12 protein-coding genes and 1 other annotated feature are annotated in these 22,591 nt (G+C 65.4%); of the genes, 6 read left to right on the top strand and 6 right to left on the bottom strand.

Features of this window, described 5'->3' with window-relative positions; genetic code table 11:
* Nucleotides 1-72 precede the first annotated feature (72 nt).
* Together ACOCMM_RS11120 and ACOCMM_RS11115 are read left to right on the top strand one after the other, a co-directional pair.
* Nucleotides 73-1,352 (top strand): IS3 family transposase gene (locus tag ACOCMM_RS11120; RefSeq protein WP_419551710.1). Its coding sequence is split into 2 segments (ribosomal slippage): nt 73-352 and nt 352-1,352, totalling 1,281 coding nucleotides; the frame shifts between segments, so codons are not numbered across the junction.
* Nucleotides 351-479: a sequence feature (AL1L pseudoknot), on the top strand. (Overlaps the previous gene by 129 nt.)
* A 162-nt stretch (nt 1,353-1,514) precedes the next feature.
* Nucleotides 1,515-1,886, top strand: a complete 372-nt coding sequence (locus ACOCMM_RS11115) for a hypothetical protein (protein WP_419553221.1) — start codon at nt 1,515-1,517, stop codon at nt 1,884-1,886.
* Nucleotides 1,887-2,239: 353 nt separating this feature from the next.
* On the opposite strand, the gene ACOCMM_RS11110 is transcribed toward ACOCMM_RS11115, so the two are convergent.
* The 3 genes from ACOCMM_RS11110 to ACOCMM_RS11100 all read right to left on the bottom strand — a co-directional run bounded on the left by ACOCMM_RS11110 (nt 2,240) and on the right by ACOCMM_RS11100 (nt 13,239).
* Nucleotides 2,240-4,018 (bottom strand): choice-of-anchor R domain-containing protein, encoded by a 1,779-nt coding sequence (locus tag ACOCMM_RS11110; RefSeq protein WP_419553220.1) that lies wholly within the window; start codon nt 4,016-4,018, stop codon nt 2,240-2,242.
* A 73-nt stretch (nt 4,019-4,091) separates the two neighbouring features.
* On the bottom strand, nt 4,092-8,474 hold the full coding sequence (locus ACOCMM_RS11105; protein WP_419553219.1) for a choice-of-anchor R domain-containing protein: 4,383 nt from the start codon (nt 8,472-8,474) through the stop codon (nt 4,092-4,094).
* Between the two features lie 292 nt (nt 8,475-8,766).
* Nucleotides 8,767-13,239, bottom strand: a complete 4,473-nt coding sequence (locus ACOCMM_RS11100) for a choice-of-anchor R domain-containing protein (RefSeq protein ID WP_419553218.1) — start codon at nt 13,237-13,239, stop codon at nt 8,767-8,769.
* A 701-nt stretch (nt 13,240-13,940) separates the two neighbouring features.
* Here ACOCMM_RS11100 and ACOCMM_RS11095 point away from each other — a divergent pair.
* Complete coding sequence (locus ACOCMM_RS11095; RefSeq protein WP_419553217.1) at nt 13,941-15,053, top strand: Fic family protein; 1,113 nt, start codon at nt 13,941-13,943, stop codon at nt 15,051-15,053.
* A 62-nt stretch (nt 15,054-15,115) separates the two neighbouring features.
* On the opposite strand, the gene ACOCMM_RS11090 is transcribed toward ACOCMM_RS11095, so the two are convergent.
* Both ACOCMM_RS11090 and ACOCMM_RS11085 read right to left on the bottom strand, forming a co-directional pair.
* Entirely contained in the window at nt 15,116-16,330 is a 1,215-nt protein-coding gene (locus tag ACOCMM_RS11090) for an NAD(P)-dependent oxidoreductase (RefSeq protein ID WP_419553216.1), read from the bottom strand.
* Between the two features lie 156 nt (nt 16,331-16,486).
* Nucleotides 16,487-16,813, bottom strand: a complete 327-nt coding sequence (locus ACOCMM_RS11085) for a hypothetical protein (RefSeq protein ID WP_419553215.1) — start codon at nt 16,811-16,813, stop codon at nt 16,487-16,489.
* 142 nt (nt 16,814-16,955) lie between these two features.
* Between ACOCMM_RS11085 and ACOCMM_RS11080 the strand changes: the two genes are divergently transcribed.
* Nucleotides 16,956-18,146, top strand: a complete 1,191-nt coding sequence (locus tag ACOCMM_RS11080; protein ID WP_419553214.1) for a CaiB/BaiF CoA transferase family protein — start codon at nt 16,956-16,958, stop codon at nt 18,144-18,146.
* Between the two features lie 274 nt (nt 18,147-18,420).
* On the opposite strand, the gene ACOCMM_RS11075 is transcribed toward ACOCMM_RS11080, so the two are convergent.
* Nucleotides 18,421-19,737 (bottom strand): dihydroorotase, encoded by a 1,317-nt coding sequence (locus ACOCMM_RS11075; protein ID WP_419553213.1) that lies wholly within the window; start codon nt 19,735-19,737, stop codon nt 18,421-18,423.
* A gap of 197 nt (nt 19,738-19,934) precedes the next feature.
* Between ACOCMM_RS11075 and ACOCMM_RS11070 the strand changes: the two genes are divergently transcribed.
* Together ACOCMM_RS11070 and ACOCMM_RS11065 are read left to right on the top strand one after the other, a co-directional pair.
* Nucleotides 19,935-20,831, top strand: coding sequence for a phytanoyl-CoA dioxygenase family protein (locus tag ACOCMM_RS11070; RefSeq protein WP_419553212.1), 897 nt, complete (start codon nt 19,935-19,937; stop codon nt 20,829-20,831).
* A 45-nt stretch (nt 20,832-20,876) separates the two neighbouring features.
* Nucleotides 20,877-22,499, top strand: a complete 1,623-nt coding sequence (locus tag ACOCMM_RS11065; RefSeq protein WP_419553211.1) for a phosphotransferase family protein — start codon at nt 20,877-20,879, stop codon at nt 22,497-22,499.
* The last annotated feature ends 92 nt before the right edge of the window (nt 22,500-22,591 follow it).

Below are 22,591 nucleotides of genomic sequence, written 5' to 3'. Positions count from 1 at the left end.
ACCAACCTCGTGATCTGCTACTTGAATCACACCGGGTTTGGTGGAGGCTCTGTTCCTTGAGAGGATGGAGCGATGCCAGGAAATGGGAGATATCCAGCCGAGCTGCGTGAGCGTGCGGTGAGAATGGTGCTCGACAACGAGCGCTGCTATGGGTCGCAGTGGGAGGCGATCTGCTCGGTCGCCGACAAGCTGGGCCCGACCCCGGAGACGGTGCGGCTGTGGGTGCGCCGCGCTGAGATCGACGGCGGGACCCGGGCCGGGGTGACCTCAGCGGAGCGGGCTCGGATCAAAGAGCTCGAAGGCGAGAACCGTGAGCTGCGCCGAGCGAACGAGATATTGAAGGCGGCGTCGGCTTTCTTCGGGGCGGAGCTCGACCGCCAGTCGAAGCGATAGTGGCGTTCGTCGACGCCCATCGAGGCCGGTTCGGGGTCGAGCCGATCTGCGCTGTGCTGTGCGAGCACGGCGTCGGGATCGCCCCGTCCACCTATTACGCAGCCAGGTGCCGGCCGCCGTCGGCTCGGGCGCAGCGCGACGCCTGGTTGTGCGAGCAGATCGCTCGTGTGCACCGGGACAATTACGACGCGTACGGGGCGGCCAAGGTGTGGGATCACCTCAACCGCGTCGAGGGCATCACGGTGGCTCGCTGCACTGTGGAGCGGCTGATGCGCCAGCTGAGCCTCGAAGGGACCCGCCGGGGGCGTACGGTGCGCACCACCACCAGCGACCCCGACGCCTGCGGGCCCGCGGACCTGGTGAACCGGGATTTCACAGTGCCGGCCCCGAACCGGCTGTGGCTCGCCGATCTCACCTATGTGCGCACCCGCAGCGGCTGGGTGTACGTGTCGTTCGTGATCGACGCCTATTCGCGCCGGGTCCTGGGCTGGCAGGCCTCGCGGTCGATGCGCACCGAGCTGGCGCTCGACGCCCTGGAGATGGCCATCTCGGGGCGACGCCGCGACGGCCACGGCATCGACACGGTCACTCATCACAGCGACCGCGGATCGCAATATCTTTCCATTCGCTACAGCCAGCGCCTCGCGGACAACGACATCGTCGCGTCGGTCGGCACCAAAGGGGACAGCTACGACAACGCCATGATCGAGTCGTTCAACGGCCTGTTCAAATGGGAGCTGATCTACTCACGAGGACCGTGGCAAGGACTGCGCGATGTCGAGTTCGCCACCCTCGAATACGTCGACTGGTACAACCACCGACGAAGCCACAGCGCCCTGCTCACCGGCAGCGGCAACTACACCACACCCGCCGACCACGAAACCGCCTACTACCGTCAAACCGTCACAGCCACCCCGGCCGTGACTCAACAACCCGAGCCTCTACAAGACTCGGTGTGATTCAACTGGGAGATCTGCCTCTTCTTTCGACGGGACTACGTCGAATCTCGCACCGTCTATTGGCGTGAGAGACGGCAGGAAACCGGCCGGAGCCCGGCGGCCGAGTTTCTCAAGACCAAGGTTCCGCTGAAGGCTGCGCTCTCACCGACCGTTTGGGCTGATGTGTGGGCGACGTACTCCACCTACGACGGTTCATTCGCGGATCGTCGTAGCTATGGGTTCAACGTCGACGTCGGCAACGGCTTCGTGACGGCCGTCCCTTCGTTGATCCTGTACGCAGCTCTTGCGACGGAATTCTTGCCACCGATGGCGGCGGGAATCGTCGGCATCATGCTGTTCTGGCAATGGACGTATGCGACCTCGGCCTACCTGATGAGCTTCTTCGTCGCGAAGCGTCACCGGAGCATCAGAAGAAGCGAGCTCGCTGCTCTGATCCTGGGCATCAACGCTCCCTGGGTTCTGTGCCCGCTGGTAGGCCTGTACGCCTCCATCCGCTTGGTCGTGGATGACAGCTACAGTGTCCTCGGCGGCTGAACGCACGCGGCACCGACAACTCGTAGAAGCTCCCGAGCTCCATTGCGCTGCTCGACGCAGCCGACGGGGACCCGATAGTTGGTCCCCCTACTGGCCCGGCCCGCTGACGGTGACGCTGAGAGGCCGCGCGGATAGGTGACGTCTCGGAAAGTTGCTGTCACGCCTTCTTTGTGCAATTTTGCCGTCTGTGGCGGCATTTCTGCGCAAAGTCCGGGCCGTGGGGCTGCCGGACGTCGCCACCTATCCGCTCACGCTCTTAGCGAGTTGGACAGCTTCCTGAGGTCGCTTGTCTTGGTGCAGATCGCTCCGCTGGCTGTGCAGTCCGTGGTGGCCGCAAGCTTGGGGGTGTGCGGTTAGAGCGGTTCGTCGTGGGTGTCGGTGTGCAAGGTGATGCTCACGCTCACGATTTCTGTTTCGAACCACTGCAGCGAGGCGCGGGGCCACTGGAATACCGTCGGGTAACCGTAGCGGTGAACGGTCGCGTCTGCGGAATTGAACTGGCGGTCGCCGGTTTCGAGCGTGAATGTCTGTGGGGGTGCACCACCGAGCGTGAGCCACAGGGTGTCGCCGACGGTTGCGAGCACCCCGACGGTGGTGTAGAGGGTGTCGCTTATGGCGAACTGGGTCGATGTGAGCGACCCCACCGGACCGACGATGCTGTATCCGTGGAACGCCTCGTCGCCCAGCCGGCTGGCGCCCACTGACATCAATGCCGTCCATGTCGCCTCGGCGGGCTCGCCGGCCGCAGCGGTGCCTTTCACTTTGATCTTGAAGCTGGCTGTCTCGTCGTATTCAGTCCATGTCCGGGTGTCGGAGCTGACGGAGAGGTAGTAGGACTTGTCGGCGATCGACCAGCCCTGCGCACCGCCCGGGTCCTCTTCGGTGGCGGCTGATTTCTCGGTGGGATAGGTCTGCGGAATGACTGCGAATGCGCCTGTTCCGCCCGGCTCGAGCCACTCGACGACGACGAAATAGGTGGTTTCTGCCGCCAGTTGCTGGCAGGGGCCTTCACCCGTTGGCGCCTCGAAGGCGATCACTCCCGGTGTCGAGAAGCTCCACGGATTGGTCAGGGTGCAGTGCTCGTCGCCCGGCGTGCCTTCGCTGGTGACCCCGTTGATCGTCACCCGAAACTGGTCCGCCGCGGTCGATTCATCGTAGAAGTGCGACACCCCGATGTCGACGGCGTCGAGTGCGTACCCGTTGGTCTTCGAGCCCGTCACGAATGCTTGGGCAAACCCTGATCGAGCCGCGTGAAGGGTGCGCTGAATCCCGCCGGCGCCTTCGACTCCGACGCCCAGGTTGCTGACCAGGAACTGCGGCCTCTCGCTGACTTGCGCCCTCGCGGCGCTGGTCAGTGTCTCGCTGTTCCCGTTGTCGTCGATGAATGACACCTTCACCTTGATGGTCTTGTCCTGGTCGTCGTCGGTGAGCGTGTAGGTGGAATCGGTTGCTTCCGCGATGTTGGCGTCGTTGCGTATCCACTGGTAGTGGTAGGAAACGCTGTCCAGTCCGTCCTCGTCAGCGATGGCTGAGGTGTCCGCCGTCAGTGTCTCGCCTACCTGGGCCGTGCCGCTGATGGTGGGGACGCCCGTGGCCTGGGTGTTGGCTTGTGCTTGTGGAGCGTCGATTTCGGACGTCAGCACGATGTGTACGCGGATGAGTTGCCCGTCTTCCCAGTCGACGTCCACGCCAGTCCACTTGAAGTTGCTGGCGCCCGAGCTGTCCGCAGGAAATTCCAGGGAGAGGTCGCCGACCTGCAGGGTGTAGTCCGCGGCGTTGGGAATGTCCTCCTGGAATGCCAAGCGCAGATCGCGGCCCGGTATGTGGGACCAGAGCGACTTGATCTGTAGGTTCCCGCTTCCGCCGACGTTGGAGAAGAGGTCGGCGCTGGTTGCCCCGACCGAGACGGAGCTGTACTCCACCACCGTCATGTCGGCCGACCAGACCGGCTCTGCAGCCTCTTCGGTGTCCGCCGACGCCGGCGTCGTCCAGACGGCCATGCTTGCCAGCGCCATTGCCAGCAGGGCCACCACGACGCCCCGGTGAGTGCTCAGGGCCCCGGTCGACGGTTCAAGGAGAGGCGCAACCCTGGGGACTGAGCCGATCCGTTTGATGCGTATCTTCGATGTCATCACATCGTCCTTTGGGGGAGGGTTTCTCGAGGACCTCGCAAGGTCGGTTGCGTGGTAACGCCGGCGATCCAGCTCATCTCTCGGGGACGATCGTGAAGACGGGCGAGATCGCGTAGAGCGACAGCAGCGTCTCCCGCGTTACGCCGGCGATGGTGAAGAAGTAAGGGCGCGCCACGTATCCGGAACTCACGTCGACGGCACCCAGGGGGGCGTTGTTGGGTTCGGGATCGTTCGGTGTGCCGACGGCGACCATCTCCATGGGCGAGTTCGTGCCCATCGGGAGTTCCGGATGCGCGGCGCCTTTGGCGTCGCACCCGGTCCAGATCGTGTGGCTCGTGTCATCGCCCGGGTCGTCGCCCGGGTCGAAGTAGGCGGTGTTCCCGGTGACGTAGGCACCAGAGTCGCTGTTGACCCACACGCCGCCGTAGAACTGGTCATAAGAGTTGGCGATCAGCGTGGGGCGATCCTCCCAGCCGCCGTCCAGCCAGCGGATCGTCACGCCCAAGGCGTCCGTCATTCCGGTGTTGGTCCGCGCGTCGACCGCAGCGGTGCACACCACCGCCTTGAACTGCGAAGCGACGCTGCGTATCACCGGATCGGTGAACGGCCCCAATGTCTCATCCCGCTTGCTGCGGCCAGAGGCTTCGAATTGGACAAGTTCGTTGTATTCCTCTATGTCCCCGGACCTGGCGTCCGTTGCGTGGTGTGTGACGAACACCACCCTGAACTGGTCCCCGACACGGGCGTCGTGCGGTGTGTGCAGCCAGTCCGGGGTCACCTGGTAACCGCCGCCCACGAAGCGGGCACTGCCCACGAAGCTGCCCTCAACCGCTTCGCCGTAGACGGCGATCTCGAGTACGTGGCTGCTGGCGGACGCGGTCAGGCTGGTCAGGGAGCTGCCGCGGTAGAACACGTCTGCCACGGCGAAGCCATTGAGCCTTCTGGGGTCGTCCTCCTCGTCGTCGCTCAAGGTCCGCCACAGCCGGTGGTCCTCGCCGTTGAGCTTGGTCCACACCATCACATAGGACGTGTCGGGGTCCAGCCTCGTCCCCGGCGGTGCTTCGAAGAACGCCAGCTCGCCGGCTGCGTAATGGCCGGGGCTGACCAGGTCGAACAGCTTGACGCCGGGCTTGCCGTCCGATTTGGCGGCGTGCACGGCCACCGACACCGACGAGGGTCCGTCGGGTATCTGCGGGTCGCTGTCGGAGTCGTCGGAGCCCTCGACGTCGACGCCGATGCCCTGCAACCGGTACCCGTACGCGCTGGGTCCGGTTTCAAAGCCCTGCGATATCACGTCGTTGGTGGACGTGGCGGTGGCGTAGCTGTCGTTGTCCTGGTCGAGGTTCGCCACCATCGCGACAAGCGGCTCCCCGTCCACAGCCATCGACGGCGTGGTGCAGGCGAGGTCGCCATGAGCTGCGAGGGTCACGCCCGGCACCGACGGAGTGTCCGTGTAGTTGGCTAATTCGGAGCAATATACGCGGCCCACAGTGATGCCTCCCCTCGTGTGAGCCACGGTGTCCCCAGTGATGCTCCGGATGTTCATGTGGAAGGTGTATGACTTGCTGCCGGCCACGGTCGCGCCTTGGGGCGCCGTCCAATCATTGAGCCCTGGGGGGGCAGTCAGGTGCAATGGGGCCTCTGCCAAGGCTCCTTGGGCAGAGGCATAGGGCAGGGTGAACAGCGTCTCGTCCGAGCTGTTCTGCAGCTCGAACTCGAGGCCGAAGAAGCCGCCTAGAGGGGTTGTGTCGTCCGCCGCCACAGTAACGCCGCGAATGAGGTAGCGGTCCGCTGATCCGACCGCGATATCGAAGCAGCAGTCATCGCCCACCGAGACCTGTTCAAAGTTGGTGCCCGTGGCGCCCGTGAAGTTCGCAGCCAGGATGCCGCGGCCCCGCCTCGAGCCCTCGAGGGCCAGGCGCAGCACACGGCCGCCGCTGCGCGTCGAGGGGCTGTCCCAGCGTCCGGTCGAGCCCAGCGCTCGGACCACCGCATTGTCGAACAGCACGGCGTCGGGCTCGCCGCCGGGGTCCTCGTCGTCTGATGCGGTCTCTGTGATCGACAGCGAGGAGCCGAAACCCGACAGCACGATGAAGTAGTTGACATTTGGGTACGCGAAAGCCCCTGCGGGCGCCGTGAACCTGTTCAGGCCGACCTCGAAGGAGCCCGGGTTGTCGAACTCGAACAGCTTGCGTTGCGCCCTCGAAGCGTTGATAGTCGTCCCAGGAGGGCCGCCGCTCCACAACGACACCGTCAGACCAGACGACGGCACCGCCGCCAAATCGACCGACACACCAGAGATCTCATAGCCCTGGCCGTGGCTGCCCAGCCGGAACCCCAAGGCGTACTGCTGGGTGATGCTTGCGGTGGCCGAGCGCGACTGGCCGACATTGCTCACCAGCAGCGGTCCGTCGGGGACCTCGATGTCGCTGACCGGCCGCGGCTGGGCCAAGAACGCAGCGTCGATGGCTTCGCCGTAGACGGCGATTTCCAGTGCGTGGTCGTCTGAGGATTTGGTCAGGTTGTTCAGATCGGCACCGTGATAGAAGGCGTTCGCCATGGTGAAGCCGTCGAGCGTCCCGCGTCCGTCCTCGTCGTCGCCCAGGGTCCGCTGGAGGCGGTGCTCCTCGCCGTTGCGGTAGGTCCAGACCATCACGTAAGAGGTGTCCGGCGCCAGCGTTGTTCCCGTCGGTGCTTCGAAGAAGCTGATGTCGCCCGCCGCGTATCCGTCGGGGCTGACGAGGTCGAACAGCTTGGCGCCGGGCTTGCCGCCGGAGTCGGCGTGCACGGCTACCGACACCGACGACGGTCCGTCGGGTATCTGCGGGTTGTTGCTCGTGTCGTCGGAGCCTTCGACGTTGACGCCGATGCCCTGCAACCGGTAGCCGTACGCCCTGGGCCCGGTCGAAAAGCCCTGCGACACCACCACGTCACCGGTGGCTTTGGCGGTGACATAGCCGTCGTCGGCCTGACGGAGGTTCGCCACCATCGCGTGGAGCGGTTCCCCGTCCACGGCCATCTGCGGCGTGGGGCAGGCGATGTCGCCATGATCTGAGAGGGTCACGCCCGGCGCCGACGGAGTGTCCGTGTATCTGACAATGTCGGAGCAACCTATGCGGGACAAGACGACGCCTCCCCTCGTAGTAGCCAGGGTGTCTCCCTCGATGCTGCGGATGTTCATGTGGAGGACGTATGTCTGGTTGCCGGCCACGGTTGCGCCTTGGGGCGCCGTCCAGTCAGACATGCCTGCCGGGGAAGTCAGGCGCAGCGGGCCGTCCACCAGGCTTCCTTGGGCGGATGCATAGGGCAGGGTGAACAGCGTGTCGTCCGAGCTGCTGTTCCGCATCTGGAACGGGATGCCGAAGAAGCCGCCCTTAACGGTTGTGTCGTCCCCCGGCACAGAGACACCCCGGATGAGGTAGCGGTCCGCTGATCCGACCGCCATCTCAAAGCAGCAGTCATCGCCGACTGAGATGATCTCCTGGCCGCCCGCGGCGCCCGTGAAGTTCGCAGCCAGGATGCCGCGGTCGCGCTTCGAGCCCTCCAGGGCCAAGCGCAGCACGCTGCCGCGCGTCGCGGGACTGTCCCAGCGTCCGGTCGAACCCAGCGCTCGGACCACCGCACTGTTGAACAGGATGGCTCCGGGCTCGACGCCGGGGTCCTCGTGGTCTGATGCGGTCTGCTTGATCGACAGCGAGGAGCCGAAACCCGACAGCACGATGAAGTAGTTGACATTCGGGTACGCGAACGCTCCCTCAGGAGCGGTGAACTTGTTCAGGCCGGCCTTGAACGAGGCCGGGTTGTCGAACTCGAACAGCTCGCGCTGCACATCCGAAGTGCCGTCAACAACGGTCATCCCGTCAGGGCCGCCGACCCACAGCGACACCGCCAGATCAGACGGCACGGCAGCCAAATCGATCGACACGCTCGAGATCTCATAGCCCTGGCCGTGGGTGCCCAGCCTGAACCCCAAGGCGTACTGCTGGGTGATACTTGCGGTGGCCGAGCGCGGCTGGCCGACATTGCTCACCAGTCGTGTGGTTGGTGCGGACAGCAGCACCAGCACTGTGGCGGTGTTGGACGGGCGGCTGGTCACGCCGTTTCTGATTGCCTTGACCTGGTAGTTGTAGCGGACTCCGGGTTCGGTGGCGGTGGTGTCGAAGTACGTGGTGTCGGTGGTGGCGGTGTCGGACACCAGTGTCGTGAGCGTCTGTTCGCCCTGGTTGGGTCGGCGGCGCAGGATCTCATAGCCGTCTACGGATTCGTCATTTTGGGCGGGCCGGTCCCATGTGAGTTCCACCCCGCCTCGCACCAAGCGGGCCGCAAGGTTGGAGGGTGGCGTGCGCTCGTTTTGGGACTGGGCTTGGGCCGTTGCTCCCGGGACGATCAAAGCGGCCAGCACCGCCGCAGCGATGAGCAGGATGGACAGCGGCGCCAGGCGCCGCGAGCCGGTCACGGCCTACCCTCGGCCTGCGGACACTCGCCATATCTGGGGGGGGGGGGGGGGTATCGGGCGCGGCGATCGATCCAGGCCCCGAGAACTCGATGGAGGACCCCTGCGCTGTCTGGGTCGACGCACCCAACATTGCGTGATGCTTATTCATGAAAATCTGAGGGTAGCCCATAGCACCCATGACGGGTGCCCATGAGCCGGTCCACCAGTCTTTGATGTCATCACATCGTCCTTTGGGGAAGGGTTTCTCGCGGATTTCGCAAGGTCGGTTGCGCGGCAAGGCTGACGAGCCGGGTCACCTCTTGGGGACGACCGTGAAGACGGGCGAGATCGCGTAGAGCGGCCGGTACTTGCTCAATAGAATGGCGACCGCGCCCTTACTGGAATCGGAGGGGCCAATCGGAGCATTGCTGGTGTTCACATCTCCCGGCGTGCCCAAGGTGGCCAACCCATCGGGCGAACCCACGAAGTACATCTGATGTGCCGTTCCTGTGGAGTTGCACCCGGTCCAGATCCCGGTCCGGATCTTGTCGCCCTTGTTCGCCTCGTGCGAGGAGATCTCGTACAAGGAGGCGGAGTTCCCGGTGACGTAGGCGCCCCACTCTTCGTTTTGCCACTGGGGGCCGAAGAACTCGTTGTAGGAGTTGGCGATCAGCGTGGGGTGATCCTCCCAGCCGCCGTCCAGCCAGCGGATCGGCACGCCTAAGGCGTCGGTCATCCCGGTGTGCGTCCGCGCGTCGATCGCGGCGGTGCAGACCACCGCCTTGAACTCCGAAGCGACGTTCTGAATGACCTCATTGGTGTACCCAGCGGCAACTCCTGGGCGCGTGGACTCGCCTCTGGCTTCCATCTGGACAAGGGCGTCGTAGTCGGCGATGTCCCCAGACGTGGCGTCTATTGCGTGGCCTGTAACGAAGACCACCCTGAACTGGTCCCCGACACGGGCGTCGTGCGGTGTGTGGAGCCAGTCCGGGGTCACCTGGTAACCGCTGCTCACAAAGCGGGCGCTGCCCACAAAACTGCCCTCGACCGCTTCGCCGTAGACGGCGATTTTGAGTGCGTGGCTGTCTGTGGACTCGGTGAGGCTGGTCAGGGAGCCGCCGAGGTGGAACGTGTTGGCCAAAGAGAAGCCTTTGAGTCTTCTGGGGTCGTCGTTCTCCTGGTCGTCGCTCGCGGTGCGGTCGAGCCGGTGGTCCTCGCCGTTGAGCTTGGTCCAGACCATCACATAGGACGTGTCGGGATCCAGGTACGTTCCCGGCGGTGCTTCGAAGAACGCGAGCTGGCCGGCTGCGTAGTGGTCGGGGCTGACCAGGTCGAACAGCTTGTCGCCCGGTTTGCCGTCCGATTTGGCGGCGTGCACGGCGACTGACACCGACGACGGCCCGTCGGGTATCTGCGGGTCGCTGTTGGAGTCCTCGGAGCCCTCGACGTCCACGCCGATGCCCTGGAACCGGTACCCGTAGGTGCCGGGTCCGGTCGAAAAGCCCTGCGATATCACACTATTGGTGGAGTTGGCGGTGGCATAGCTGTCGTTGTCCTGGTCGAGGTTCGACACCATCGCGACGAGCGGCTCCCCGTCCACAGCCATCGACGGCGTGTCGCATATGACGTCGCCGTGGCTTGAGAAGGTCACGCCCGGCGCCGAGGGAGCGTCGGTGTAGTTGGATGCTGCGGCGCAAAGAACGCGGCCCAGCACGACGCCTCCCCGCGATGAGCCCTGCACGTCGCCGGCTATGGAGTCGATGGTCATGTCGAAGACGTATGTCGCGTTGCCGGCCACGGTCGCGCCTTGCGGGAACGACCATTCAGATATGCCAGGCGGACCGGTCAGGCGAGCCGGGCCAGTTGTCAGGTCTCCCCGGGCAGACGCAACGGGCAGGGTGAACAGCGTCGTGCCAGACGCGGTCTGAAAATTGAACGGGATGCCGGGGAACCCGCTGTCCTTGCCGGTATGGACACCGCCCAGAGCAATGAGGTCCGGATCAGTAGTGGTGTAACCGGTGCCTGCGGAGTCCGCCGCCACAGAGACATTGCGGAGCAGGTAGCGGTCCGCCGGCCCGACCCTCATCTCAAAACAGCAGTCATCGCCCGTTGAGATGATCTCCTGATCGTCGAACACCGCTGGTGCCAACGCCGAGGCCAAGATGCCGCGGCCGCGCCGCGAGCCCTCCACAACCATCCGCAGCGCACCGCTGCGCGCCGAGAAGCTGTCCCACTGCCCCGTCGAGCCCACATCACGGACCCGCGCCCCGTTCAACACGACAGCACCCGGCTCGCCGCCGGGATCCTCATCACCTGATGTCGTCTCTGTGACCGACAGCGACGACCCGAAACCCGACAGCACCACGAAATAACTGACACCCGGATACGCGAACGCCCCCTCAGGCGCCGCGAACCTGTTCAGGCCGACCCTGAAGGAGCCCGGGTTGTCGAACTCGAACAGCTCACGCTGGGGAGCCCCGCTGCCATCAAGATTCCCATCAACGCCACCGACCCACAACGACACGCTCAAACCAGACGGCACAGCAGCCAACCCAATCGACACACCAGAGACTGCGTAGCCCTGACCGTGACTGCCCAGCCGAAACCCCATCGCGTACTGCTGAGCAACAATCGCCCCGGACGCCGACTGGCCGACATTGCTTACCAACCGCGGCCCGTCGGGGATCTCGATGTCGCTCTCCAGTCGCGGCACGGCCAAGAATGAAGTGTCGACCGCTTCGCCGTAGACGGCGATTTTGAGTGCGTGGCTGTCTGTGGACTCGGTGAGGCTGGTCAGGGAGCCGCCGAGGTGGAACGTGTTGGCCACGGCGAAGCCTTTGAGTCTTCTGGGGTCGTCGTTCTCCTGGTCGTCGCTCGCGGTGCGGTCGAGCCGGTGGTCCTCGCCGTTGAGCTTGGTCCAGACCATCACATAGGACGTGTCGGGATCCAGGTACGTTCCCGGCGGTGCTTCGAAGAACGCGAGCTGGCCGGCTGCGTAGTGGTCGGGGCTGACCAGGTCGAACAGCTTGTCGCCCGGTTTGCCGTCCGATTTGGCGGCGTGCACGGCGACTGACACCGACGACGGCCCGTCGGGTATCTGCGGGTCGCTGTTGGAGTCCTCGGAGCCCTCGACGTCCACGCCGATGCCCTGGAACCGGTACCCGTAGGTGCCGGGTCCGGTCGAAAAGCCCTGCGATATCACACTATTGGTGGAGTTGGCGGTGGCATAGCTGTCGTTGTCCTGGTCGAGGTTCGACACCATCGCGACGAGCGGCTCCCCGTCCACAGCCATCGACGGCGTGTCGCATATGACGTCGCCGTGGCTTGAGAAGGTCACGCCCGGCGCCGAGGGAGCGTCGGTGTAGTTGGATGCTGCGGCGCAAAGAACGCGGCCCAGCACGACGCCTCCCCGCGATGAGCCCTGCACGTCGCCGGCTATGGAGTCGATGGTCATGTCGAAGACGTATGTCGCGTTGCCGGCCACGGTCGCGCCTTGCGGGAACGACCATTCAGATATGCCAGGCGGACCGGTCAGGCGAGCCGGGCCAGTTGTCAGGTCTCCCCGGGCAGACGCAACGGGCAGGGTGAACAGCGTCGTGCCAGACGCGGTCTGAAAATTGAACGGGATGCCGGGGAACCCGCTGTCCTTGCCGGTATGGACACCGCCCAGAGCAATGAGGTCCGGATCAGTAGTGGTGTAACCGGTGCCTGCGGAGTCCGCCGCCACAGAGACATTGCGGAGCAGGTAGCGGTCCGCCGGCCCGACCCTCATCTCAAAACAGCAGTCATCGCCCGTTGAGATGATCTCCTGATCGTCGAACACCGCTGGTGCCAACGCCGAGGCCAAGATGCCGCGGCCGCGCCGCGAGCCCTCCACAACCATCCGCAGCGCACCGCTGCGCGCCGAGAAGCTGTCCCACTGCCCCGTCGAGCCCACATCACGGACCCGCGCCCCGTTCAACACGACAGCACCCGGCTCGCCGCCGGGATCCTCATCACCTGATGTCGTCTCTGTGACCGACAGCGACGACCCGAAACCCGACAGCACCACGAAATAACTGACACCCGGATACGCGAACGCCCCCTCAGGCGCCGCGAACCTGTTCAGGCCGACCCTGAAGGAGCCCGGGTTGTCGAACTCGAACAGCTCACGCTGGGGAGCCCCGCTGCCATCAAGATTCCCATCAACGCCACCGACCCACAACGACACGCTCAAACCAGACGGCACAGCAGCCAACCCAATCGACACACCAGAGACTGCGTAGCCCTGACCGTGACTGCCCAGCCGAAACCCCATCGCGTACTGCTGGGTGATGCTTGCGGTGGCGGTGTGCGATTCGGGCTGGCTGGTGTTGCTGACGAGTCGTGTGGTTGGTGCAGACAGCAGTACCAGCACTGTGGCGGTGTTGGAGGGGCGGCTGGTCACTCCGTTTCTGATTGCCTTGACGCGGTAGTTGTAGCGCACTCCGGGTTCGGTGGCGGTGGTGTCGAAGTATGCGGTGTCGGTGGTGGCGGTGTCGGGCATCAGTGTCGTGAGCGTCTGTTCGCCCCGGTTGGGTCGGCGGCGCAGGATCTCATAGCCGTCCACGGATTCGTCATTTTGGGCGGGCCGGTCCCATGTGAGTTCCACCCCGCCTTGCACCAAGCGGGCCACGAGGTTGGAGGGTGGCGTGCGCTCGTTTTGGGCCTGGGCTTGGGCCGTTGCTCCCGGGACGATCAGGGCGGCCAGCACCGCCGCAGCGATGAGCAGGATGGACAGCGGCGCCGGGCGCCGCGAGCCGGTCACGACCTACCCTCGGCCTGCCGACACCGTCCATAAGTGCGGGGGGGGGGGGGTACCGAGCGCGGCGATCGATCCAGGGGCCAAGGAACCGGATGGAAGACCCCCGCGCTGTCCCGGTCGAGGCGCCCAGCAGTGCGTGACAACTATTCATGAACGTCTGAGGTTAGCGCATAGCGCCCATGACGGACACCCATGAGCCGGTCCATCAGGGCTCAAAGCAGCGACCCCTGTACGCCTCCATCCGCCTCGTTGTCGAGGACAGCTACAGCGTCTCGGGCGCCTGATCAGAGAGTCAACGGGCCGTGTGTGCGCTGAATGCGCACGTGAGCCGACGGATCACGCTGCTCGGGGGAACCGCGAGTGACCAACGTACGGCAAATGTGGTCATTTGCGGCCAGTAGCGACCATATTTGTGCTGATTGGCTAGGGTGCGGAGCGTGGGTCGGTTGCTGCACCTGGACTACCACTACTGGCGGGGAACCACGACCACCTCAGTGCCATATGCAGCTTACGTTCCTCATCCGCTTGAGGGGTGGGCACCCGTGCCTTCTCCTGAGACGAGAGAGCGGGTGAGAGACGCAGAACGCCGCCTTACCGAAATGCACCATGCGGTCTCGCCCACATCGTCGCTGAGATGGTGTCTGGGTCGCGCGGAAGGAATCTCCTCGAGCAGCGTCGAGGGCATCGTTACCACTTTACGGTCGTTGACTTTGCTGGAGTCGCTGCGAGGCAGGCGCCGCCATGAGACCGATGCTCGGGACAGGCAGGCGCACGGCAGTGTGCTCATGAACAGCCACGCGCTCGATCTCGGGGACCGCACCACTACCCAAGTGGATGTCTCAGACATCGAGAGGCTGCACCGGGACTTGTTCACTGACACGGACCAGCAGTTCGACGCCGGCAGGCTGCGAGACGAGCAGGTCTGGATCGGCTCTGGGCAAAGAACACCGGAGCGAGCGCACTTCGTGCCGCCTCCGCATACAGAAGTGCCGCCGCTGGTGACGGATCTGGCGGCATACATATCTGACTCCGCGGTATGGGTGTCCCCGGTGGCCAAGGCGGCCATCACCCACACCCAGTTCGAGACAATTCATCCGTTCACGGACGGCAACGGTCGCATCGGGCGAGCGCTCATGCACCTGGTGCTGCGACGCGAGGGGCGCTTGCCGCTAGCCGTTCCGCTCTCCGCTGCGATCGATGCGCGCCGCGACGAGTACTACCGCAGCCTGCGCCCCTATTCGACGTTCATCGGAGACCCAGACGACGAGGGGCGAGCGGCGGCGATGCACGCCTCCACGCAGTACATCGCAGATGCGGTGATCGTGGCATGCGACTACGCCGAAGCAGCAGCACGATTCATCAATGACTGGGAGCATCGCTGCGCGGTCGCACGACTGCGGAACCGATCGGCGGCTCGGGAGATCATCGACGCAATGGGGGAAGCTCCGGTTGCGACTCTGCTTTTCCTGTCAGACAAGACTGACCGGCCGAGGAGATCCGTCGCTCGTGGTCTGAGTCATCTCGTCGACATCGGGCTCATCGCCGAGAGCCGCGACATCGAAAGCGGTGCGCGGGTATTTGAGATACCCGAAGTGCTGTCCGTCGTCGACAACCGCAGCGAGCTTCTTGAGGAGTCTTGGGGACTCAATCTCGCAGGAGCGCACGACATCGCCGAGCAACTACACGAACTGTCCGCAGCGAAGGCAGCAGAGCACACAACAGGCATGGTGGCGCAGCCAAGATGCGACCATGTCGGCGTACGCAACGGAAAGACATGCGTGCGGCGCTCCGGTCACCCAGGCGATCACTCCTACTGATCAGCCCGCCGATCCCACACCACGTCACCGACGCGGGACACGGTTTCGATGGCGAATCGGGTTCAGCAGGATTTGATGAGGCGTAGCCCGTAGATGGCTTCCATTTCGCGCAGCTCGTCGAGCACTTTGCGTGGCGGCTGGCGCGACACGCGGATGGTGGCAACGGCTGCATGGTGCTTCGGCCCGGCCAAGATCTCGTTGCGCATTTGCAAGACGTTGATCCCGCTCGCCCTCAACGCCATCAGAATGCCTGCGAGCACACCCACCTGATCACGGTGTCGCACCACGATGGTGCTGCGACCCAGGGGCCGCTCCGCACGATTCACGCAGTTCAGCACTTCGCCGGTCGAGAACGCCTCGAGGACTTCCACGACACCGTCGGCAATGTCCTCTGTGGCTTGGGTAGTGGAGGCCCCGATGTGATGGGTGCCGGTCACGCTTGGGTGCGACGCCAGCGGCGAGCGCCAGTTCGGCTCGGCTCCAGAGGGCTCCCCCTGGAAGACGTCGAGCCCTGCGCGCATGCCCCGCTCATCGAGTGCCCTCAGCAACGCCCCCTCGTCGACGATCTCGCCGCGGGATGTGTTGAGCAGGATCGCACCGTCGGGCATCTTCGCCAGAAACTCTGCATCCACGAGGCCGGACGTCTCGGGGTTGGCAGGCAGGTGCAGCGAGACGATGTCGGCCCCGGCCAGCAGGCTGTCCCAGTCGGGAACGACCTCAATCTCGTGCCGCTTCATCTCGGCGAGCAAAGCGTTCGAGCGATCCGAGCGATACAGCGCCGACACCTCGATGCCGAACGCGACGGCACGGCGGGCTACCTCGATGCCGATGGCGCCCATGCCCACGACGGCCATTCGCCGACCCTTCAGGCCAGAGGCGCCCATGTACTGGGCCTTGTTCCAGCGACCCTCGTGCAGGTCCGAGGTGGCGTCGGGGATCTGGCGGTCGATGGCCAGCAGCAAGCCCATCGTCAGTTCGGCAACCGCCACGGCGTTGCGCCCTGGCACATTGCAGACGTACACGCCGAACTTGGCGGCCCCGTCGCAGTCGACCGTGTCGGTTCCGGCGCCGGCGCGCAGCACCATGGCGAGCCGATCGGCAGCCTTGAACACCTTCCGCTTCACCTCGGTGCTGCGCACGACCAGGACTTCGACGCCCTCGATGTGCTCGGCAAGTTCCTCGGCGGTCAGCTCGGGCTTGACGATGCAGTGGTGGCCCGAAGCCTCGAGCCGGCCGAGACGGCCGGTATCGATCTTGTCGGCAAAGAGAATGTGCATCGGCGTCACCGCTGGGACAGGGCTCGCGGTCATAGCGCCGCCGCAGCGGCCGGGACATGTACCCGCATGTCTAGCCAGTGTGCCAAACGCGCGGCCCTGCGCGGTGACACCTGTGTTTCCCCCTCTTGCCCGCTGTGCTCACGGGCCGCTCGGCCTCTAGAGCAGCTGGCCCATGTCGAGAATGAGCAGGATCACCAGCAGCACGATGATCCCGGCGTTGAGCACGCTGATGGGCCATTTCCAACGGTGATCGGAGTTCCAATGCCGCCTGATGCTGGCGACGTTCGCCCACAATGCGACCAGCGAGATGGGAATGCCCACGGCAGGTCCGACGCCCGGCGCCAGCCCGATGAACGGTGCGACGAACGGGAGGATCACGTAGGCGAGCGTGCAGCGGATTGCGGAGATCAGAATCGAGAACCGCAGCGATCGGGCGCTGGCCTCATCGAGCTCTGAAGCTGCCGCTGCAGCGGTCCCGGTCACGGTGGCCCATTCTCGCAGCCCGTCCCCCCGGCACCACCCAGGTTGCAGGCGCAGCAGGCTTCGGGGCTGCCGCCAGGACGCTGGCAGGCGGTTGGCGAAGCGCCACTACCATCATCGGCAATCCACGGACTCAGGGGGAAGCATGGCCGGTGCACTTGACGGAATTCGCGTTCTGGACCTGTCCACGCTGGTGCAGGGTCCCCAAGCCGCCGAGATGCTGCACGACCTCGGCGCCGAGGTGATCAAGATCGAGCTGCCGGGCATCGGCGACGTGGGCCGCCACGTGGACATGCTCGAGGATTTCGGCCACACGTCAGTGTTCATTGCCTGCAACCGGGGCAAGCGATCGGTGTCGCTGGATCTTCGCGTCGAGGCGGGGCGTGCGGCATTCCTGCGCCTGGTGGAGACCTCCGACGTGGTGCTGTCGAACTTCAAGCCGGGCACGCTCGACGAGTGGGGCCTGAGCTACGACGAACTGGCCGAAGTGAACCCCAGGATCATCTGGGCGGCGGGCAGCTTCTTGGGCCCTGTGGGGCCTGACGCCCAGCGCGAGGGCGCCGACATTGCGGGGCAGGCCTCAGGCGGCGTGATTGCCTCCAGCGGGTATGACGGCGGGCCGCTGTCGACCTATGGCTCGCTCGTGGCCGACCATTGCGGCTCGCAGAACCTCCAGACCGGGGTTATTGCGGCGCTGTACGCCCGGGAGCGCACGGGCCGGGGCCAGCGAGTCGACGTCAGCCTGCTGGGCGGGCAGATCTGGCTGCAAGCGGTCGAATACACCCATCTGCTGCTCACTGGCAACGAGGCAGGGCGCTCGAACGGCGGGCATCCCCTGGTGCATGCGCTCTACGGCATCTTCCCCACTGCCGACGGCTACATCGCCATGGCGGGCTGCCCCGAGCACCTGTGGCCAGGCATGTGCAGGGCCATCGAGCGTCTCGACATGGTGGACCATCCCACGTTCAACGCCTATTTCGTGAGCCGGGAAGTGGCCGCCGAGATGCGGGCGTTCTTCATCGAGGTCTTCCAGACACGGTCCACCGAGGAATGGTCGAAGCGGCTTGAGGCCGAGGAGCAGAGGTTCTGCCCGGTGCGTTCGCATTCCGACGTAGTGGCCAGTGACCAGCCATACGCCAACGGCTACCTGGGCAAGCTCGATCATGACGAATGGGGCGAGCAGACCTGGGTGGGCTGCCCCATCACCATGAGCGACACGCCCACGCGGTTCAGCAACCAGGTGGCCGAGCTCGGACAGCACACCGAGGAGGTGCTGCTCGAGGCCGGCGCCGAGTGGGAGGAACTCGAGCACTGGCGTCAGGCCGGTGCCTGGTAGCGGTGTGAGGCGGGTGCCTGGTAGCGGTGTGAGGCCGGTGCCTGGTAGCGGTGTGAGGCGGGTGCCTGGTAGCGGTGTGAGGCGGGTGCCTGGCAGTGGTGTGAGCCACAGCTGAGCCGCGGCCGCGTCGTCGAGGACGAGCCCTCCGCTCAGTGCCTCAGCCGAAGGGCGGCGATGCCCGGCAGCCCCGACGGCCTGGACTTTGCGCAGAAATGCCGCCACAGACGGCAAAATTGCGCAAAGAATGCGCGACAGCACCTTTCCGACACATCACCTATCCGCGGGCCGCTGAGCCGCAGAGCTCACCGCCCGATACCACGGGGCGGCCGGCCAGCACAGTGTGACGCACCTTGCCGGTGAGTTCGCGACCCGCCCATGGCGTATTGCGGCTGCGGGATTGCAGCTCGTCGGCGCGGACCGTCCAGCGCTGAGCAGGGTCGAACACAGCGAGATTGGCGGGCCTCCCGACATCGACGCGATGACCGTGCTCGGCGATGCCGGCGATGCGTGCCGGCGCAGCCGAGACCACCTCGACGAAACGGGCGGGCGACATTGCCCCCGTCGCCACCAGCTCTGACCAGATCACCGACGCCATCGTCTCGACACCGGTCATGCCCGGGGCGGCATCACGCAGCGATGTGTCCTTGAGCGAGGCGTGATGCGGCGCGTGATCGGTGGCAACCGCGTCGAGAGTGCCGTCGACGATGGCGCGGCGCAGCGCTTCCACGTCGCTTCGGAGCCGCAATGGCGGATTCATCTTGCCGGTCGTGCCGAGCCGCTCGACATCGTCCTCGGTGAGCACCAAGTGCTGTGGCGTCACCTCGGCGGAGACGGCGAAGCCTTCTCGCTTTGCCTGAGCGACCTGTTCCATCGCCTCGGCTGTCGAGAGGTGCAGGACGTGGTAGCGGCCACCGGTGCCCCTTGCTAGCCCGATGTCACGCTGCACCACCGAGATCTCGGCGAGCGCGGGACGCCCCTGCACTCCCATCCGTTCCGCCACAGCCCCGGCATTGATGACTCCACCAGCGACCATCTCGGGGTCTTCGGCGTGCTGGCTGACCACTGCGCCGGGCAGGCTCACGGTGGCCGCCAGCGCCGCTTCCATGAGCGCGTCGTCGGCCACGCAGTCGCCGTCGTCGGTGAAGACCCTGACGCCGGTGTCATACAACGCTGCAAAATCGGTGAGCCGCTCCCCCGCTCGTCCGACCGTGATGGCAGCCGAGGTCCGGACATCGCACGGCGCTCCAGTGGCCATCGCCAGCACGTCTTGGACCATGCCAGGAGTGTCGATGGGCGGATTCGTGTTCGGCATCATCACGCACGCCGTCACACCGCCCATGGCGGCTCCCGCTGCCCCCGAGGCGATGTCCTCGCTGTCGGTACCGCCAGGCGTGCGGAAATGCACTTGGATATCGACGAATCCGGGCATCACCCAGGCATCCGACGCATCCAATGTCCGTCGGGCTTGAGGCGCTTCCCCTACCGGCACCACCGCCGAGATGCGTCCGTCCTCGACGACCACGTCGACTCGTTCACCGCCATGGGCGGAATCGGCCAGCCTTCCACCGGAGATCACCAGATCGGCAGCCATCGCCTCACCCTATGGCTGAGGGGAACGACCACGGTGTGTGGCGGCGATGCGCCGCGCCTTCTCTGCGCAATTTTGCCGTCTGTGGCGGCAATTCTGCACAAAGAACTCAGACAGCATCTTCTCTGCGCAAATCTGCTGTCTGTGGCGGTAATTCTGCACACAGAATCTCGGCGGCCGTACCCGGTACGGTTTCTCCCATGACGCTCGCAGAAGCTCCCCCGAAAGCAAGCGAACTCATCACGGACGCCCAGCGCTCCGACTACGAGGCGAACGGCTACCTGTGCTTGCCTGGGTTTGTCGGAGCTGAGTGGCTCGATGAGCTGCGGGCCGTCACGGCGGAGTTCGTTGAGGCCAGCCGGGCGGAAGCCTCCTCGGGCAAGGTGTTCGATCTGGAACCCACGCACACGGCTGACGCGCCGAGACTGCGGCGCCTGAACTCGCCGGTCGACCAGCATCCGACATACGCCCGGTTCACATTCGAGGGGCCGACGGCGCAGCTAGCTTCTGCGTTGCTCGGCGGCCCGGTGCGCTACCACCACTCGAAGCTCAACTTCAAGTGGTCCGAAGGCGGTGAGGAGGTCAAGTGGCACCAGGACATCCAGTTCTGGCCCCACACCGACTTCACGCCGCTGACCATCGGGGTGTACCTCGAAGATGTCGATCCCGAAATGTCGCCGATGGGCGTGCTGCCAGGCAGCCATCTGGGACCGCTGTACGACCTGTACGCGCCCGATGGCAACTGGGCCGGTGCGATGAACGACGCCGACGCTGCCCGGCTCGACCTTGACGCCATGGTGTACCTGGGAGGTCCGGCGGGCTCGGTCACCGTTCACAACTGCTGCATGGTGCATGGCTCGATGCCGAACGACTCGCCGCGGCCCAGGCCGCTGCTGCTGCAGACGTACTCGGCAATCGACTCCTACCCCATCTCCCACGTCGGTGCGAACGGCGTGCTGGGCTCGAGCGGCGGCCGCCTCTGCGGCGGGGAGTCTTCCCAGATGCTCACCATCGACGGCCGGCAGATGCACGGGGCGCCGGACTGGTCACTCAAAGGCCCGCCGACGATCTTCGGCTCCCAGCAGAAGGACGGCTGAGCCGCTGCAGGACCCGATGCGCTCTTGTCGAGGGGTTTCGCAGCCATGAGCGACGACCGCCAGCACGCGCTGCCCGAATTCGCTGAGGCTCTGGACGCTGTGCTGCGGCGCGAGATCGACGACTGCGAGGGGCTGGTCTCGGCCGAGCGGCTCAGCGGAGGGGCGAGCATGGAGTCGTATCGGCTTCGGTGTCGCCGTGCTTCGGACCCTGATGGTGTTCTTGACATCTGCCTGCGTCGGGGGCCTGACGGCATGGACCGCGAGGGCGACAACGTCACCGGCGTCGAAGCTGAAGCTCTGTGCATGAGCACGGCTCGTCTGGCGGGCGTGCCTGAACCCGAGGTGCTGTATGTGCTGACGCCTGCCGACGGGATCGGTGCGGGGTTCTTGATGGAGTGGCTGGACGGCGTAACGCTCGGCGCCCGCATCGCTCGGTCGCCTGAGCTGGAGGAGGCACGCTCGAAGCTGGCGTTTCAGTGCGGGCAGGAGATGGCCCGCATCCATGGGATCGATGTGGGCGCGACCGGCCTGGGTGATGCGCTGCGGCGTGCGCAGCCGAGTGAGTACCTGGCGGAGACCTGGGACCGGTACCGGGAGCTGCCGACGCCACAGCCGATGATCGACTATGCCGCCCGCTGGTTGTCCGAACAGCTCGAAGGGCAGGATCCGGTCGAGCTCACGCTGGTGCACAACGACTTCCGCAACGGCAACGTGATGGTGGACGCCGACGCCGGGCTTGTCGCGGTGTTGGACTGGGAGACAGCCCACATCGGCGACCCGATGCGGGATCTGGGCTGGATGTGCACCAATTCGTGGCGCTTCGGGCAGCGGCATCTGCCGGTTGGCGGCTTCGGGCGCTATGAGGACTTGTTCGCGGGTTACGCCGATGTGGCCGGGGCGCCGGTGGATCCCAAGCGGGTGCAGTACTGGGAGGTGTTCGGGTCGTTCTGGTGGGCCGTGGGATGCCTGGGGATGGCCGATCGGTACCGACAGGGCTCTGATGCGACCGTGGAGCGTCCGGCCATTGGGCGCCGGAGTTCTGAGTGCCAGCTGGACTGTGCGCATCTGATCATTCCAGGGCAGGTCGAGTTCGTGCCTGCGGTGCATGCGCTGGGTCTGCTTGAGTCCGATTTCGGGCGCCGGGCGGCGAAAGTGTCGGCACTCGGGGGCAGTACGACGAGCGCGGAGGCGAACGCTGCGGCTGGGGACATGCCTCGTGTCGACGAGATCCTCGAGAGCGTTCGGGATTTCCTGCACACCGAGGTGCGGCAGGCAACCGAGGGGCGGACGAGTTTCTTGGCGCTGGTGGCGGGGAACTCGATTGACATTGCGCTGCGCGAGCGGCTGATCGGCCCGCAGCTGCATCGCTATGAGCTGGAGCGGTTGGTCTCGTTGATGGGCTCTCCTGCTGAGGAGGTCGGTGGCGTAGTTCGGGCTTCGGCTGGGGCTGGTAATGATGCTGCGGCTTCGGCTGGGGCTGATGCTGAGGTTGCCGAGCAAGTCACCGAGCTGCGCTGGCGGCTAGTGCATCGGCTGCGGGACGGCTCCATGGCGCTCGACGCTGACGGGCTCGCCGAGTACCTGCGGACCTCAGTGGCCCATCAGGTCGCAATCGATCAGCCGAAGTATTCGGCATTCCGCCACCTCGCTGCGCAGGCCAGCGAGTAGCTGTTCGACGAGTAGCGCCGAACCAGCAGCACGCCCAGCCGGCGGCGGTCGCCCGCGAGCACCGCAGCAGTCTCGAAGTGATCGGCGGCTGC

This window comes from Candidatus Poriferisodalis sp. (assembly GCF_965198245.1).
GTDB lineage: Bacteria > Actinomycetota > Acidimicrobiia > Acidimicrobiales > Poriferisodalaceae > Poriferisodalis.
The sequence above is the reverse complement of the archived record's forward strand: the minus strand, read 5'-3'. Positions and strand labels throughout refer to the sequence as shown.